Consider the following 16,354-nt stretch of genomic DNA (forward strand, 5'->3'; position numbering starts at 1 on the left):
CGGTTCTCCATTTTGGTTGGCGAGAGCTTATCAGTGAAACCTGAACTCAAGCTTAAAACTCGGGTGTCTCATTGATTGCGCTGCTTGAGTTTCACTTCCTCGATTAGTGCGTCGACCATCTCTTTTTCGGAGATGCGGTTGTCTTGGTCCCTGTCTACATGTTGAAAGTGCCAGATTTCAGGTGTCGTGGAGCGTGCCCTTTTGGGTGCGGCAAATTGTTCGAACTCGACCGGGTCGAGATAACCATCCCGATTTATGTCATAGCCAGAGTACGTGCTCCCACCGTCGGCCTGGGCGGACAGGGAAACGGTCACGAGCACCGCGGCTAATACGCTGGTTGCGGTTGTGAAATGAAAGGGGCCTATGCGCTTGCTATGGGTCATGGTTCTGCTCCCGTCTGTCGGTGGATGTTCCAGTCAGCGTTCAAATGCGGCCATCAAGCCAGCGGCTGATGGGTTTTCAGTGGCGGTCGGTACGGGCCGATCGCCATCTATCGCGCTTTGTTGTACTGAATTCTGATGCGTGTGGATGAAATGAAGCTGAAAACAGGTGACGATAGATGAATCCGATTAGCCGGCTGGGCCCGGATCGTCACCCAGATCGTTGTCGGGTGGTTTTTCTGCTATATAACTGGGTACTGCCCATCATATTTTGGCAAAGGGGGGCCGATGCGTATTGTGCAAAATCGCTGGCAGGCGGCGTCCGGTTGGGATACCCCGTTATTACAAAATAATAAAAGCTATCTGGTATTGGTTTTTGCAGAACGGGCGCTGTTGACAAACGGCGACCTGTTGCGTGAGGTACGGGCCGCCTATCCATCCGCGCAGATAATGGGCTGTTCTACGGCCGGCGAGATTATGGGGCTCGCTGTTTATGATGGCACCTTCTGCCTGACGGCGATTGAATTCGAATATACCCGAGTAAAAGGGACATCGGTCCATGTCCAGGATGCGGGAGAGAGCCATGCTGTGGGGCGTGAAATTGCCCGGCAACTGGCAGCCGATGACCTGAAGCATCTGTTTCTGTTGTCCGATGGACTGGGTATCAATGGCAGTGAGCTGGTTCTGGGCATTACCGAAAGTTTGCCGACAGGTGTGACCGTGACGGGCGGTCTGTCAGGCGACGGTGACCGGTTTGAACAGACCTTGGTCGCCTGGAATGATGTGGCCCGGCGTCAGCAGATATCAGCCGTTGGGCTTTACGGCGAGCGGATCAGCGTGGGCTGTGGTTCGTTGGGCGGTTGGGACAGCTTCGGTCCGGAGCGACTGATCACCCGCTCAAGCGGCAATGTGTTGTATGAGCTGGATGGCCAGTCGGCACTCGACCTGTACAAGACCTACCTGGGCGAGTATGCGATGGGGCTTCCCGCCACGGGTTTACTGTTTCCCCTCAGTTTGCGTCTGCCGGACAATGAAACACCGATCGTGCGCACCATTCTGGCGGTGGACGAATATGAACAGAGTCTGACTTTTGCCGGGGATATCCCTCAGGGTTGTTATGTCCGTCTCATGAAAGCTAACTTCGATCGTCTGGTGGATGGGGCGTCCGGTGCCGCAGAGACAGCGGGAAGGGGGTTGCGCGACAGTCGTCCTGAATTGGCCATACTGATCAGCTGTGTCGGCAGGAAGTTGATCCTCAAGCAGCGGGTCGAGGAAGAGGTGGAAGCCGTGCATGAGGTGCTGGGTGATGGAGTTGTGTTGACCGGTTTTTACTCTTACGGCGAGATCTCCCCCTTTACGCCGGATGCCCGCTGTGAACTGCACAACCAGACCATGACTATTACCGCCCTGTCGGAGCACTGATGCATAAGCTGCTTGCCAGACAGTTGCGCCGATACCTTCCGCCCGAGTGGCAGGAGAAAGATGAGCTGCAGGGATTGTTGCAGGCGATCGATACGGCCTATGTCCAACACGACCAGGACAGGACGATCCTGGAGCGTGCGATGGATCTCAGTTCCGGGGAGCTAACCAGCGCCAACAAGCGCCTGAAGCTGATCCTGGATTCGATTCCGGATGATATCTATGAATTTAACGCCGATAAGCGGGTCCGGCATCGTACCGTCAATAATCGTCTCCCCTTCGTGCTCTGCCATAGCGCTAGTTGCAACAGGTTGTATGAGGTGTTCGTGCAGGATGTGGCGGAACAGTATGACAGTGCCTTGATCGAGGTTTTGCGCAGCGGACAGCCGTTGGAGTTTGAATTCAGTTTTCCGGATGATGACGATACCCGGTTTTACGAGGCGCGGTTGGTCCCGGTGCAAGATGGTCATGTGTTGGCACTGACGCGCGATATCACCAAACGGAAACTGTCCGAAGAGCAGATAGCCTGGTTGGCTTACCACGATAGCCTCACCGGCCTGCCCAACAAGCGGCTGTTTTGCGAGCGGGTTGATCAGGCGTTGATCAACGCCCGACGCCATGATCGCATGGTGGCGGTACTGTTTATGGACCTGGATGGCTTTAAGCTGATCAACGATACCATGGGGCATCATACGGGGGATCTGCTGCTGCAAGAGATAGCGCGGCGGCTTAGGGAGTGTTTACGATCAAGTGACACGATCTCCTATGTAGGGCAGCCGCTGGCCGGCGCTCATACCATTGCCCGACTGGGCGGTGATGAGTTCACTATCCTATTCGATGAGTTCGAGCAGGTCTCCCACATTACCCGGGTCATGCAGCGCATCACTTCGGCTATTGCCGAACCCATCCTGCTGGAAAACAAGGAGCTGGTTATCTCGACCAGTACCGGTGTCGCCGTCTATCCGCAGGATGGGCAGGATACCAACCAGTTGATCAAAAACGCCGACATCGCTATGTACCACGCCAAGGAGCTGGGCAAGAACAATTTCCAGTTCTTTACCGAACAGTTGAACAAGGCCTCCGTTGAACGGCTGCTATTGGAGACCGGGTTACGGCGCGCCCTGGAGAAGGGCGAGTTTGAACTCTATTACCAACCTCAAATGGATCTGAAAAGCGAACGCTTGACGGGACTGGAGGCACTGTTGCGTTGGAAAAGTCCAGAGCTGGGGGGCGTGTCACCGGAGATATTTATACCGATTGCCGAGGAGAGCGGTCAGATCATCAAAATTGGCGAGTGGGTGATCAGTACGGCAATTCAGCAGTTGCTGGCGTGGCAGCGGCAAGGCTACGAGCCGGTACGCATCTCGGTGAATCTGTCCGGTAAGCACTTGCAGAATCATCTGTTCACCGATTACCTGGCGGATCTGCTGGAGGAGACCGGCATCGATACGGAACTGTTGGGGATCGAAATCACCGAGTCGTCCATGTTGATCAATCACGAGCAGACATTGGTGATGCTGGGAGAGCTCCGTTCGATGAATATCAAACTCAGTATGGATGATTTCGGTACCGGTTTTTCCGCCCTCGGTTATCTGCGGCAGTTCCCCATTGATGCGTTAAAAATCGATAAAAGCTTTATCCAGGATATCCGGGTGCGGGATGCCGAAACCGGACTGGTGAAGGCGATCATCGACATGGGGCACGTCCTGGGTATGCAGGTGGTGGCAGAGGGGGTCGAAACCCGGGAGCAACTGGAGTATCTGAAACAGCACCATTGCGATGTTGTGCAGGGCTATTTTTTCAGCCGACCGTTGCCCGCCGACGAACTGGTCAATCTGTTGCAACGGGTATGAGGCGCCTGTCGTGCTGGTCCAGCTATGGTATGGTCGGCGGGTTAACGCCAAATGCGGAAGATTGTCCGGTGACGAGGCGGTTGCACGTCGCGAAAATCGCCCGGCAAACGTGCGTGTGGCAGTTGAATCGAGGACAGCGGATGGTCCGCTGTTTCGGTTTCGCTACGTAGCTCCAGTAACCGTCGTATCCGCTCCGCGGTATCAGGATGGGTTCTGAGTAGCGAGGGTTCCGGGTCGCGATAACCCGGTAGCAACAGACGCTGCCACAGGCTGGAATGTTGCTGCTCGATCTTACCTAGGGCCGACGCCAAGCCGGCGGGATCACCGGTAATACGCACTGCGCTCAGGTCAGCCTGAAACTCCCGTACCCGGGAGAGGCCCAACTGCAGCAGGGCGCTGAGGGTGGGGGCGGCAATCAACAGCAATAGGCCCAGTAGCGGCAGTGGCGCTTGGCCCAGCAGTACCAGCGGTAAGGAGATCAGTGCCAGCAGCAGGCCGAGCATCGACAGCATGTGCGTCAGGCGGCTGATGAGATCCGCCAGATTCATCAGGCGCATATCGTGATTCGCGATATGGCTCACTTCATGGGCCAATACACCGGCTAGTTCCCTGGGTTGCAGCATTTTCAGCAAACCATCGGTGAGCGCGATGGCGGAGCGGCGCGAGCTGCCAACGCTGAAGGCGTTGATGGCGGCGCTGGGGATCCAATAGAGGGTCGGTTGAGGCGTGACGCCGGCACGCCGACAGATCTCCTGCATCATACCGGTCAGGCCCGGTGCATCACCGGGATAGATCGGCCGCGCCTGGTAGAGGCGCAGCAGCCAGTGGGGGGAGATGTCGGGCAGTGTGCTCATGGCGAGGATCACCCCGGCAAACACCCAGGGCCAAACACCTTCACCTAGCAGCAGTTCACTGGTCAACGCCAGCAGCAGGGCCATACTGCCGATTAATAACAGAGTATGTCCCAGGTTGCGCAATCGATGTTCAGTGGACAGGGTTTGATTCATCGTTATCTAGACGGATGACGCACTTCTACTACAGAGGATTGTGTGTCGGCGGCGACATTTCAACCCGAGGTCGTGTCCGCGTATCGGCCGGATCAGCTGAATTCATACATCGACATGCCGATGTTGCCATACATGAAACTATGGTGAAAACGTTTACCGGGTCGGTTACGATCGGCGGCTGCCCAGGCAGTCAACAACGGGGCAAAGTGTTCAACGGTGGGGTGGGCGGTTTCAAACAGTGGGGTAAATCGGTCCGGGTTTAGCAGGTTTTCGAACCGGTTGCCCTCCACGCTCTCCAGTAACCAGCGTTCAAAGCCGCTGGCCCAAGCGTCGGTATGTTCGATTCGATTCATGGCGCGCAGGTTATGCACCGAGCCCCCGGAACCGATGATCAGTATGTCTTCGTCGCGTAACGGTGCTAACGCCTCACCCAGGCGGGCACAACTCGTCAGGTCGTCGGAGGGGAGTGAGACTTGAACGACTGGAATCATGGCTTCCGGATGGCTCAGCATTAGCGGTATCCAGGCCCCGTGGTCGAGTCCCCGTTCGCTGGTCAGCTCGCTGTCAAAGCCGCAGTCGGTTAGCCGTTCGGCAACGCGGGCGGCCAATTCCGGGTCTCCTTTGGCCGGGTAATTAAGCTGATACAAGGCCTGGGGGAAACCGCTGAAGTCGTGGATGGTGGTGTGTGTTTCACTCGCGGTTATACCGACCGGCTGGCGGATCCAGTGGGCGGAGATGATGACGATAGCTCTTGGTTGTGGGAAGCGTTCGCCAAGCTGTTTAAGGGCGGCTACCGCGACCTGTTGGGTCAGGACGAAGTCGGGTGCGCCATGGGAGATAAAGAGGGTTGGATAGGTCGATGGCATGGACGGCTCCTGCTTACAATTCAGCTTATGGTTAAACAGACCGCCAATACGAAGGATGGTTGCCTGTGTGTGACAGGGTGTATATGTTGTACGGACAGATACGTGAAAAACCGGCCGCCAGGGATGATCTGGGCGGATCATTGCATCGACAGGGTAACGGTAGTTTCGAATGATGACATTAGGAAAATTTCTTAAACCGCTGGTTATCGGCGGTCTGCTGAGCCTCGGGTCTACCGATCCCGCGTTTGCCATAGTGGATAAGCAGAGTATCGCTTCCCTCTATGAAGAGGCGTTGATCAAGTTCCGCGAGAAGGATCTGCCAACGGCCGTGATCCACCTCAAGAACGCCCTAAAGGGCGACCCGGAATACCTGGCGGCCCATCTGCTGTTGGGTCAGGCGTACCTGGAACAGGGGGAGGGTGCGCTGGCGGAGCGGGAGTTGAAAACGGCCCGTGACCTGGGTGCCGACGAGGCGCTGGTGGCGGTACCGTTGGCACAGGCGTTCAGGCAACAGCGAAAATACCGGGAGATCCTGGACGAGGTCGATACCGGGGATTTTCTGCCGGCGTTGAACGCGGAGATCATGGTGCTGCGGGGGGATGCCTATCTGGAGCTGGGTGAAGTCGACAGGGCCAATCAAGCCTTTATAAAGGCCGCGCAGTATAACCCGGCATCTACCAAGCCGCTGCTGGGTCTAGTGTCCGTAAAGCTGCGAAACGGAGCGTTCGAGGACATCGGCAAGCTATTACAGAAGGCGATGGATCTGGACTCCGGCGATCCCGATGTATGGCATACCCGGGGGGATGTGGCCCATGCGCAGCATCAATTTAGCGAAGCGGTGGGTCTCTATAACAAGGCGTTGCAACTGAGTCCGGGGAACTACCGGATTCAAGTATCCCTGGCCAGTACCTATCTGGATATGGGGCAATATGCTCAGGCGCTGGGTATCTTGGATAAGCTCGGAAAATCGAAAAATTTTGATCCCCAGGTGCCCTATCTGCGTGGTGTGGCCCTCTCCCGTCTTGGTGATGCCGAAGCATCCAAGGCGGCGATGCTTGAAGCCTCGGCCATCATGGCCAAATTGCCTACCGAGGTGAAGCAGCAACACCCGGAAACCCTGTTGTTGTCGAGTCTGATCGATTACAGCATGAACAAGATGGATGAGGCCTACGCCGGATTGGACGCCTATGTAAAACGGGCCCCCAACAACCCCGGCGCCCGCAAGCTGATGGGGTCGATCCTGTTTCAGAGAGGGCAGTACGATCAAGCCATACAAATATTGAAGCCGGCACTGAAGCAGATTCCAAATGACTACAAATTGCTGACCTTGCTGGGCACGGCCTACGTCAAGATGGGGCGGCACCTGCGGGCCATCGAAATACTCAAAAAGGCCGCGAGTCTGGGTGGCGATGCGGTGGAGGCGCGCACGCAGATAGGCTTGAGTTATCTGGCACAGGGGCAGCGGGATGCCGGGTTGAAGCAGTTGTCCGAACTGTTTTACAGCGTGGAGACAGCGCAGGAAGCGGGCATGACCCTGGTGCTGGAGCATCTGCGACAAAATGAGAACCGGGAAGCGGTCAAGGTGGCCAGGTTGCTCAGTCAACGCCATCCCAAAGATCTGGCACTGTTGAACCTGTTGGCATCCTCCGAGATAGCCGCTGGCGATCTCGCCGGCGCGACAAAACATCTGGAACAGATTCTGAAGCAGGACGCAGACTACCTGGATGCCGAACTGAACCTGGTCAAGATTGATCGGGCGGCGGGTCGATACGGACAAGCCAGGAGTCGCCTCAAAGAGGCCAAAGCGCATCATCCCGAGAGCACCCAGGTAATAGTGGAGCAGGCCCGCCTGGAGGAAGCCGAAGGCCGCCCGGAGGTGGCGCTGGAGCTGTTGCTGAAAGCTGTCGCGCTGGATGAAAAGTCGGTGGCCAATCAGCTCTATTTGGGCGAGTTGTATTTGAAGTTGGGCAAAGAACAGGCGTTGGCCCGGCATATACAGACGCTGGAGCGGTTGTTTCCGGACAATATCCAGGCGATACGCATGATCGGGGTCAGTCAGCTGGCGTTGAAAAATCCCGCCATGGCCCGGTACCAGTTTCGGCGTATGTCAAAAGCGGCCGGTTACAATGCTCCCGTGCTTATGGATGTTTCCCGGTTGTTGCGCACGGCCGGGGATCCGGAAGGGGCTACCTGGGCACTCATGAAAATATTGGAAGAGAATCCGCAAGCCGTACCGGCCAAGATCGCACTGGCCGAAACGCAACTGGCTTCAGGTATGCGCGAGCCGGCCGCAAAGACTATTGGTGAGTTGATACGTTCCCACCCCGATGTGGCGGAGGGTTACCGGTTGCGAGCCGATTTCGATATGCAGCGAGGTGAGTTGCCCGCCGCCATCGCAGGGTATAAAAAAGCCATCGAGATCAGGGAAACGCCGGCTACCTTGCTGAAATTGTATCGGGCCTACCTGGTCGGCGGTGATGTGCAAGGTGGTATAAGCCTGCTGGAAACGAAGCTCAAAGGTAACGTCAGTCCACGGGATACCGGTCTGTTTAAAAAGGCCCTGGCGGAAGGTTATCTGCGGGCCGGTAAAATGGATGCGGCGGCGACGATCTATGAAAAGCTGATCGATGGCGGCAGCCGGGATCCAGAGCTGTATAACAATCTTGCCCTGATCCGCTTCAAGCGACAGGAAAAGGGTGCCCTGGCATTGGCGCGTACCGCGCAGGAGTTGGCGCCGGAGAATCCGGCCATTAACGATACCTTGGGATGGATCCTGGTGCAGGGGGACGCGGCGGCCGAGGGTCTGCGCTATCTGCGTAACGCCGGTCTCAGGGATGCCTCGAGCCGGCGTATCCGTTTCCACATTGCCTCGGCGTTAGTGGCACTTGGGCGCCGGGATGAGGCGAGGCAGGAGTTGCAAGGCTTGCTGGCTCACGGCGATGAATTCGCCGATAAAGCCGAGGCCGCCGCGCTGCTGGAGCGGTTGGGGAAATAGTGTCCGAATATTTTACATCGCTCTCGCAGTTCGCTGGAGCTGTTTTGTTAACAGGCTGAATTTATTTAATTTTTATTTTACGGCATGTGATTTGCATCACATTAATGCGCGCAGACTTTTTGTGGTAACTCGCGCCGAGTGTATTCAAGGCTACTGTCCAGGATTGTACAGATGAAACAAATAAAAGGTTTAATAACAATCATTATGCCGGCATTGCTGGCGCTACTGGTTTCGGGCAATGCGGCGGCCGATTGGTCCTGGGACTTTAACAGTGGCAGCTACGGGTTTGGCACCACGTACAGCAGCATGAGCTACAGTGGCAGCGGTGGTGCTCCGGATGTCACCGTGACCGGCTGGTCCAACGCCAATTACGCCTCCAGCTCATTTGACGGCAGTTACGGCACGGGCGATTTGGTACAGCGTAATATTGCGCAATGGGGAGCAAGCGGCCTCGGGGTCTATAGCAGCGAAGACGGCGGCGTCCCGACTCACGCTATGGATAACCAGACCCGCATTGATGCGATTCTGCTCAACTTTGGCGGCACTTCCGTTACCCTCGATCAAGTGCGTTTCGGCTGGGTTAGCGGGGATTCCGATTTCTCGATGAGTGCCTATACGGGGGGCGGTAGCACCAATCTCTCCAGCATGGGATATGGTGATCTCACGAGTAATGGCTGGACCACGATCGGCAGTTACTACGATCCCGGTACCGGCACCACTTCGGTTAATGCCGGGGAAGTCTCTTCCAGCTACTGGTTGATCAGTGCACTCAATCCGGAGATGGGTGGGATCAATAACCGCAACTTCTACGGCAATGACTTCTTCAAACTGGCCAGCCTTGGCGGTACCGGGCCAACCACCGATGTGCCAGAGCCCTCCACCCTGCTGTTGCTGGGCGGCGTGCTGCTGATGCTTGCCATGCGTCGTCGCCTCTCTGGCCACACCTGCTCCGCCGCGCAGTTACAGGCATAAGTTCAGGCCAAAGCTGGGATACAGAAACGGGCAGCGGAGTAATCCGCTGCCCGTTTTTTTGTCCAGGGATGGACTTATGCTGCGGAGGCCATGGATGGGTGTAGGGGCAACCCCCCGTGGTTGCTCGGAAGGGGGTGCTTTCCGCGAGGGAAAGGGCAGGCACAGGGGCCTGCCCCTACATCGATAGACCTGTTGGTGGGTAGCAGCATTGCTTGGGATGGACTTATGCTGCGGAGGCCATGGATGGGTGTAGGGGCACCCCCTGTGGTTGCTCGGAAGGGGGGGCGCTTTCCGCGAGGGAAAGGGCAGGCACAGGGGCCTGCCCCTACATCGACAGACCTGTTGGTGGTTAGCCGCATTGCCTGGGATGGACTTATGCCGCGGGCGCCGCTTCAAAGCAGAAATAGGGTTGCCAGTCCCAGGAAACTGAGGAACCCGATCACGTCGGTGACGGTAGTCAGGATCACGGCACCGGATAGCGCGGGGTCGATACCCCAACGGTTCAGCAGGATTGGAATGGCAATACCTGACAGGGCCGCGACCAGCAGGTTGAGTACCAGGGCGGCACCGATGATCAGGGCGATACCGACCTCTCCAAACCAAAAATAGGTTACCAGTGAGACGACCAGCGACCAGACCAGCCCGTTGACCGCACCGACCAGTAGCTCTTTGGTGGTGAGCCAGCGCACGTTGGCACTGGCGATCTGATTGAGGGCCAGGCTGCGGATGGTCAGGGTGAGGGTCTGACTGCCGGCGATGCCGCCCATGCTGGCGACAATCGGCATCAGCACTGCCAGGGCGACGATCTGGTCCAGTGCTTGTTCAAAGCGGCCAATGACCCAAGCGGCAGCAAACACCGTAATCAGATTAATACCCAGCCATAGGCCGCGACGACGTGCACTGGGCAGCACCGGTGCAAACATGTCCTCTTCCTCGTTCAGGCCGGCGCTACGCAACAGGGTACGATCGGACTCTTCGCGGATAACATCTACGATGTCATCGATAGTAATACGTCCTAACAGCTTGCCGGCCGCATCCAGCACGGCGACCGAGATCAGGTCGCGGCGTTCAAATAGGGCGGCCACATCGTGTTCGCTAAGGTCAGACTTGACCGTGGCAGCTTCCGGTTGCATCACCGATTCCACCAGGGTGTCGGGATGGCTGGTGAGCAGGTCGGCGACATCCAGTTTACCCAGATAGCCACCCTCATCATCAATCACCATCAGGCTGTCGGTATGGGGCGGCAGGGATTCGTGGCGGCGCAACCAACGCATGACCACAGCGATCGAGACATCACGGCGCACACTGATGACGTCGGTGCTCATGAGTCGTCCGGCACTCCCCTCCTCGTAATTGAGTACGCTGTCCAGACGTTTTCGGTGATCCGTGTCCAATGCCAGCAACAGGGCATGGGTCAAGTCTTCCGGCAGTTCGTCGATGAACTCGGCCAGATCCTCTGGCGCCATCGATCCGGCGGCTGCCACCAGTTCGCCCTGATCCATCTCATCGACGATGGTGGTGCGTGCCTCGTCATGCAGAAACGAAAGGACTTCGCTCTCTTGCGCCACCGGGACTGCTTCCCACAGGTCGCTACGCTGTTCCGGAGGCAGGGATTCGAGCAGACTGGCGACTTCGGCCGGGTGGGTGGCGAGCAGGGTTTGGGTGAGCGCTTCCTGGCGGCCGGTCTCCAGATCGGCAATAACTTGATCCAGGAGTTGGGTCTGAGAGGGTGTGGTCTCTGTTTCGCTGATCATGATTCGCGCTTCTTTACCGGTTGGGTGGCACGGATTAATGGGGTCGCAGGGGCTGCCGGGCAGACGGATATTCTACTTGGAGTACGATTGTGACAGTAACCGGCTCGGTCAGGTATCACTGCCCGCATTGCGGTGGTTTTAGTTTGTTCGAATCAGGGGGGTGATTCGCTGGGTAGATCGGCCGGTTGGCTGATGCCTTCCACTTCCAAGGTGATGTGGCTGACCCGTGGCAGTCGGGTTTTGATGGCCGCTTCCAGTTCGTCAATAATCTCTTCGGTACGTTTTAAACTGACGATGACCGCCGCCCGGGCAGCGGCATAGCAGTGCAGTTTGGCATCGTCCCGGCGCTTTGAGGGTAACTGGTTCAGAATGGCTTCTTGCTCGATTTGAATCCGTTCATGCAACCCCGGCACCACGGCCTCTTCACGTAGTTCCACTTCCGCCACCAAGATGGTGTGTGCCTCGTCAATGATGATAGAACGCAGGTCATGGCAGCGTTCGACCTGATGGTGAGCGGCAACGATTTCCAGGAACAGGGCCTCTGCCTCGTTGTCGCGCATATCCGCCAGGAAGCGCATGTTGGTGTAACCGAGATAGAAGGCGATCATGCCCAGCATGATGGCGATCAGAGCGGAGAAGCTCACGTCCCAGAGCGCGTTGCCGCTGATCGCGCTGAGACCGACCCCCAGGGCGGCGAATGCCAGGCCCAGCATGGCGACGGAATCTTCCAATACCACCGCGACCAGGGTCGGGTCATCTGCCTGCAATAGAAAGCGTAGCGGATTGCTTAGCCCGGCACGGCGCATCTTATCCAGAAACGTCCTGAATGCCACCAGAAATGAGAAACCCTCCAGCAGCAGGGCGATGCCCAATACCGCCAGGTTGATCCACAAGGGATCCAGCTGCCATCCGGCAAAGGTGAAGGGCGTTGCCGCGGTTGCCTGTCCCAGGTCGTGCCAGGAGTGCCAGGCGTGGGCCAGTCCCAGGCCGGAGCCAATGGAAAACAGGCCAATGGCACTCCAGAGGTTCCACAGATATTTTTTCTGCCCGTGACCAAAGGCATAAAGCTGATCGGCCGGGCGCTCTCCTTCACGCAGGCCGATCAGCAGGAAGCCCTGATTGAGGGTATCCATCAGGGAGTGGACCGCCTCGTTCATCATGGCGGCGGAACCGCTGATCAGGGCGGCGCCAAATTTAATCAGCGTGACAATCGCGTTAGAGACGATGGCCGTCAGGACAGCCGTTCTGGAACTGTGGGCCATCGCGCTCACAACCCTTTGATGAAGACTTTGGAGTTACGCTGATAGTTGTACAGTTGCTGCTTGGCCATCGGCAGGGTGCTGACCTGGGTGGGGACGAATCCCCGTTCCCGGAACCAGTGTGCCGTCTGGGTGGTGAGTACGAATAGCCGGTCGATGCCGGCATGCTTCGCCCGCTTCTCCATGTGGGCAAGCAGGGCATCGCCGCGCCCACTTTTTCTGTAGTCCGGGTGCACCGCCACACCGGCCAGCTCGCCGATCCGTTCCTCGACATAGGGATGCAGCGAGGCGCAGCCGATAATGGTGCCGTCCAGCTCCACTACGGTGAAACGTTCGATTTCAGTTTCCAGCAGATCCCGTGAGCGCCGCACCAGCGTGCCGTTGGCTTCCAAAGGACCCAGCAGTTCCAGGATGCCACCGATATCGTCGATGCGTGCGCCGCGGATCTCTTCATAGGGTTCGGCGGTCAGCAGGGTGCCGGCACCGTCGCGGGTGAACAGCTCCTTGAGCAGCGCGCCGTCCATCTGGCGGCCGATCAGATGGGTCCGTTTGACGCCGCCACGACAAGCTTTTACGGCGTGATTCAACTGTTGCACCAGCTCTTCCGGCAGGCTTCTGCGCCGCTGTAGGAGAGACTCCACCTCCCGTGGAATCAAGTTGGTCAATACCTTGTTCCGGGTATCGGTGACCCCCTTGCCTTCGATCAGCATGATCAGCTTGTCGGCACCGAGAGCGATGGCCACGGCGCTCGCCACATCGGCTGAACTCAGATTGAATACCTCGCCGGTCGGCGAATAGCCGAGCGAAGGTACCAGGGCGATGGCGCCCGCATCCACCACACGTTGGATGGCCCCGGCGTCGATGCGCCGTACCATGCCGGTATGGCCGTAGTCGACACCGTCGCGAATGCCGATCGGCTGTGCGGTGACAAAGTTACCGGATACCACCCGGATATGTACGCCCGCCATAGGTGAATTGGCCAACCCCATGGAGAGGCGCGCCTCGATCTCCACCCGCACCGCGCCGGTGGCATCCTTGACACAGGCCAGTGCCTCTTCGTCGGTGACCCGCAAGCCGTTGATATACTGCATTTCGGTTTGGCGCAGACCGAGCCGCTCCTCGATCTGTGGACGTGCGCCGTGCACCAACACTAGTTTGATGCCGAGCCCGTGCAGCAGGGACAAGTCATGGATCAGGTCGGCAAAGCGCTCATCGTCAACCGCTTCCCCGCCAAACAGGATAACCATCGTTTTGCCGCGATGGGCATGGATATAAGGTGATGAATTGCGAAACCACTCAACGAAAGGGTCATGCTTTTTTTTGCTGTTATTTGCCACGCGTATTGTTCCCCTAAGCGCCTATATCCAGGGTAAAGGTCCAGGTCCGGCCTGAGGCCCTTAATGTAAACTGCATTCGACAAGAATTCGAGCGCTAACCCCAGATATTATCTGGAACTGGCGGATGAGTGGGAGCGAGGGCTTTTTGTTAAAGAGGCGGGTGTCCGCGCTGGCAGTAACATGACGGGATGAATGGTCTGCGGTGGTATGACGCAGTTCTGTTGGTGGCTAACCGTCGTAGGGGGAGATTCGGTCGATCAGTTCCTGCCCTATACGGCCCAGATAGGCGTAGCAGCGCACGGCGATCAGCCCGAGGAACAGTACCCACCAGTTCCAAAAGACAACGCCCGCTGCAATGAGGCCCAGCGCGGCAATAAAGGAGCCGATCAGGGCCCAGAAATAGATAATCATGCCGAAACCGTCATACCCGCTAAATAGCGCCTGCAGGCGCTGCTCAAGGGTGCTGTTGTCTCGCTGGCTGGTCAACGGGGTGGGTTTGCGGTACATGGTGTCTTACTCCTGGTCTGTATCGGGCGGTCAAGGCGAAGTCTGACATCGAGCCATCTTTTCGGTGCATAGTTAACCCTTAAGCCACTCTTCCTGACAGTTTAGCAGAGAGGGGCCATACCGAGGCGTAGGGTCGGCGCACCAGACGGCGGTTTTATAGGGATTGTGTTTGCGCTTTGTGAAACACTAAAATCGGGTCGGTAATCGTTCAAAGCCGTCAGGTGTTATCCGCCGGGTGGCTTGCTAATTACACTTGTACAAGCCGAAAAGATTAATAGAGATGAGACAAAGGCCGGTCAACTATCTCCTTCTGTTGCTGTTCATTATGCTGTTGTCGGCTTGCTCGCCATCCTCTCCGGTGACGGTTCAGGTCGACAATGTCAATGCCCGGGTAGAGGTGGCGTCCACCCCCAATCAACGTCAGCGTGGCTTGATGCATCGCCAGTCACTGGGTAAAGACGAGGGGATGCTGATGGTGTTTCCAACACCTCAGGAGGTGAGTATGTGGATGCTGAACACCAAAGTGCCGCTGGATGTGGGTTTTTTTGATCAGCAGGGCGTGCTGCGTTCGGTAGTGCAGATGCAACCGGACGGGGGAAAGCAACTGTATCACTCGCCCCCGCAAACTCTTTATGCCCTGGAGATGAATCGGGGGTGGTTTGATCGTTATGCGCTAGTCCCTGGGGCGCGCCTGAAGCTGCCGTATGCCCTGACTGCAGAGTGAATATCCGGGTTACACGTTTTATTTAAAGCCCCAGTTAGCGTATTCCAAAACCTTCTCCCTCAGGGGAGAAGGGGGTATCGATCGAATGGCCGGAGAGTCCGGCTTTAACCGCCGTGGTACTCACAAACAGAAGTGGCGAATCAATCCCTGTAGCAGGCTGATCATGGGTGGGATGCGATCCAGTCCAATAAATTCGTTTGGCTGGTGGGCTTGATCGATATCGCCCGGTCCGAGGATCAAGGTTTCCATCCCCAGCTGCTGAAGATAGGGCCCCTCGGTGCCGAAAGCGACCGAGCCGGCGCTGTGACCGGTGAGCTGCTCGGCGGTACGCACGATCTCGCTGTCGGCGGCGGTCTCCATCGACGGAATGCCGGCAAACGGGGTGATGATCTCCAGACGCAGATCGCTGCCCGCCATCAGTTGTTCCAGCCGCTGGGTCAGTTCGTTATGCAGATCCTGCAGCACCATGCCAGGTAGTGGTCGTAGATCGATCTGCAGTTCGCAACTGGCGCAGATACGGTTGGGATTGTCGCCACCGTGGATGTGCCCCAGGTTGAGAGTCGGGACCTCCACCTCGAACAGCGGGTTCCTGTGACGTGCCTGCAACTCATCGCGCCAAGCCAGAATATTCCCGATCACCCGGTACATGCCCTCCAGCGCACTGACCCCGAGCGCCGGGTTGCTGGAGTGGCCGGAGCGCCCGTGCAGGCGGATGATCTCCATGCTGATCCCCTTGTGCATGCGCACCGGCTTGAGGCCGGTGGGTTCGCCGATGACCGCATAGCGGCCCAAGCGTCGGTGGGTTTCCAGCAGGGCCTGAGCGCCACACATGTTGCTCTCTTCGTCTGCCGTGGCCAGCAGTGTCAAGGGGTGCTTCAGCTGGTTCAGATCGAGATCCCTCACCGCTTCCAGTGCCAGCGCAAAGAATGCCTTCATGTCCGAGGTGCCGAGTCCGTAGAGACGGTCGTCCCGCTCGGTCAAGCGGAACGGATCGCTCTGCCAGCGCTGTTCATCAAAGGGGACGGTGTCGGTGTGGCCGGACAGCACCAGCCCGCCCGGTCCTTTGCCGGCGCTGGCCACTAGATTGAACTTGTTGGGGTGGCCCGGAATCGGCAGTACCTCTACCTGAAAGCCGGCGCTGCGACACCAGTCGGCCAGGTACTGGATCACCGACTCATTGGACTGGTCCCACTGGGGGCTGATACTGCTGACCGAGGGGGCGGCGATCAGTTGTTGGATCATCGGGATCAGGGCAGGTGTGGACATAAATTCTCTGTGTCG

General features: G+C 57.6%; 13 protein-coding genes. 5 read left to right on the forward strand and 8 right to left on the reverse strand.

Features of this window, described 5'->3' with window-relative positions; translation table 11 throughout:
• Positions 1-68: 68 nt before the first annotated feature.
• Positions 69-383, reverse strand: a complete 315-nt coding sequence (locus ACQY5R_RS02470) for an EF-hand domain-containing protein (protein ID WP_428604047.1) — start codon at positions 381-383, stop codon at positions 69-71.
• A gap of 285 nt (positions 384-668) precedes the next feature.
• Between ACQY5R_RS02470 and ACQY5R_RS02475 the strand changes: the two genes are divergently transcribed.
• Together ACQY5R_RS02475 and ACQY5R_RS02480 are read left to right on the forward strand one after the other, a co-directional pair.
• Complete coding sequence (locus ACQY5R_RS02475) at positions 669-1,802, forward strand: FIST signal transduction protein (RefSeq protein ID WP_428604050.1); 1,134 nt, start codon at positions 669-671, stop codon at positions 1,800-1,802.
• The gene (locus tag ACQY5R_RS02480; RefSeq protein WP_428604053.1) at positions 1,802-3,652 is read left to right on the forward strand and encodes a putative bifunctional diguanylate cyclase/phosphodiesterase; all 1,851 of its coding nucleotides are present in this window, start codon (positions 1,802-1,804) and stop codon (positions 3,650-3,652) included. The genes ACQY5R_RS02475 and ACQY5R_RS02480 overlap by 1 nt, the downstream gene beginning before the upstream one ends.
• A 41-nt stretch (positions 3,653-3,693) precedes the next feature.
• On the opposite strand, the gene ACQY5R_RS02485 is transcribed toward ACQY5R_RS02480, so the two are convergent.
• Positions 3,694-4,659, reverse strand: a complete 966-nt coding sequence (locus ACQY5R_RS02485; RefSeq protein ID WP_428604055.1) for a zinc metalloprotease HtpX — start codon at positions 4,657-4,659, stop codon at positions 3,694-3,696.
• A gap of 92 nt (positions 4,660-4,751) precedes the next feature.
• Positions 4,752-5,525 (reverse strand): DODA-type extradiol aromatic ring-opening family dioxygenase, encoded by a 774-nt coding sequence (locus ACQY5R_RS02490; protein ID WP_428604058.1) that lies wholly within the window; start codon positions 5,523-5,525, stop codon positions 4,752-4,754.
• Between the two features lie 169 nt (positions 5,526-5,694).
• Here ACQY5R_RS02490 and prsT point away from each other — a divergent pair, with 169 nt between their 5' ends.
• Together prsT and xdp1 are read left to right on the forward strand one after the other, a co-directional pair.
• The gene (gene prsT / locus ACQY5R_RS02495) at positions 5,695-8,520 is read left to right on the forward strand and encodes an XrtA/PEP-CTERM system TPR-repeat protein PrsT (RefSeq protein ID WP_428604061.1); all 2,826 of its coding nucleotides are present in this window, start codon (positions 5,695-5,697) and stop codon (positions 8,518-8,520) included.
• Positions 8,521-8,691: 171 nt separating this feature from the next.
• Entirely contained in the window at positions 8,692-9,492 is an 801-nt protein-coding gene (gene xdp1, locus ACQY5R_RS02500) for an exosortase-dependent surface protein XDP1 (RefSeq protein ID WP_428604063.1), read from the forward strand.
• 392 nt (positions 9,493-9,884) lie between these two features.
• Here the strand turns inward: xdp1 and mgtE are convergent, their stop codons facing one another.
• From mgtE to ACQY5R_RS02520, 4 genes are all read right to left on the reverse strand, one after another.
• The gene (gene mgtE, locus ACQY5R_RS02505) at positions 9,885-11,246 is read right to left on the reverse strand and encodes a magnesium transporter (protein ID WP_428604065.1); all 1,362 of its coding nucleotides are present in this window, start codon (positions 11,244-11,246) and stop codon (positions 9,885-9,887) included.
• A 152-nt stretch (positions 11,247-11,398) separates the two neighbouring features.
• A complete protein-coding gene (locus ACQY5R_RS02510; protein ID WP_428604068.1) occupies positions 11,399-12,508 on the reverse strand; it encodes a cation diffusion facilitator family transporter in 1,110 nt (369 codons plus the stop codon).
• A gap of 5 nt (positions 12,509-12,513) precedes the next feature.
• Positions 12,514-13,842 carry an amino-acid N-acetyltransferase gene (gene argA, locus ACQY5R_RS02515; RefSeq protein ID WP_428604071.1) on the reverse strand — a complete coding sequence of 443 codons (1,329 nt, stop codon included), beginning with the start codon at positions 13,840-13,842 and terminating at the stop codon, positions 12,514-12,516.
• A gap of 228 nt (positions 13,843-14,070) precedes the next feature.
• Entirely contained in the window at positions 14,071-14,349 is a 279-nt protein-coding gene (locus tag ACQY5R_RS02520) for a hypothetical protein (protein ID WP_428604073.1), read from the reverse strand.
• 280 nt (positions 14,350-14,629) lie between these two features.
• Here ACQY5R_RS02520 and ACQY5R_RS02525 point away from each other — a divergent pair, with 280 nt between their 5' ends.
• Complete coding sequence (locus tag ACQY5R_RS02525; RefSeq protein ID WP_428604075.1) at positions 14,630-15,073, forward strand: DUF192 domain-containing protein; 444 nt, start codon at positions 14,630-14,632, stop codon at positions 15,071-15,073.
• A 120-nt stretch (positions 15,074-15,193) separates the two neighbouring features.
• Here ACQY5R_RS02525 and argE read toward each other — a convergent pair whose 3' ends face one another.
• Complete coding sequence (gene argE, locus ACQY5R_RS02530; RefSeq protein WP_428604076.1) at positions 15,194-16,339, reverse strand: acetylornithine deacetylase; 1,146 nt, start codon at positions 16,337-16,339, stop codon at positions 15,194-15,196.
• Positions 16,340-16,354: the final 15 nt, after the last annotated feature.

The organism is Sedimenticola sp., assembly GCF_050289425.1.
In the GTDB taxonomy this organism is placed as follows: Bacteria; Pseudomonadota; Gammaproteobacteria; order Chromatiales; family Chromatiaceae; genus Sedimenticola.

Coding starts and splice junctions, on each gene's coding strand:
- prsT (WP_428604061.1), top strand. CDS start 5,695: ATGATGACATTAGGAAAATTTCTTAAACCGCTGGTTATCGGCGGTCTG.
- ACQY5R_RS02510 (WP_428604068.1), bottom strand. CDS start 12,508: ATGGCCCACAGTTCCAGAACGGCTGTCCTGACGGCCATCGTCTCTAAC.
- mgtE (WP_428604065.1), bottom strand. CDS start 11,246: ATGATCAGCGAAACAGAGACCACACCCTCTCAGACCCAACTCCTGGAT.
- ACQY5R_RS02470 (WP_428604047.1), bottom strand. CDS start 383: ATGACCCATAGCAAGCGCATAGGCCCCTTTCATTTCACAACCGCAACC.
- ACQY5R_RS02475 (WP_428604050.1), top strand. CDS start 669: ATGCGTATTGTGCAAAATCGCTGGCAGGCGGCGTCCGGTTGGGATACC.
- ACQY5R_RS02525 (WP_428604075.1), top strand. CDS start 14,630: ATGAGACAAAGGCCGGTCAACTATCTCCTTCTGTTGCTGTTCATTATG.
- ACQY5R_RS02490 (WP_428604058.1), bottom strand. CDS start 5,525: ATGCCATCGACCTATCCAACCCTCTTTATCTCCCATGGCGCACCCGAC.
- xdp1 (WP_428604063.1), top strand. CDS start 8,692: ATGAAACAAATAAAAGGTTTAATAACAATCATTATGCCGGCATTGCTG.
- ACQY5R_RS02480 (WP_428604053.1), top strand. CDS start 1,802: ATGCATAAGCTGCTTGCCAGACAGTTGCGCCGATACCTTCCGCCCGAG.
- ACQY5R_RS02520 (WP_428604073.1), bottom strand. CDS start 14,349: ATGTACCGCAAACCCACCCCGTTGACCAGCCAGCGAGACAACAGCACC.
- ACQY5R_RS02485 (WP_428604055.1), bottom strand. CDS start 4,659: ATGAATCAAACCCTGTCCACTGAACATCGATTGCGCAACCTGGGACAT.
- argE (WP_428604076.1), bottom strand. CDS start 16,339: ATGTCCACACCTGCCCTGATCCCGATGATCCAACAACTGATCGCCGCC.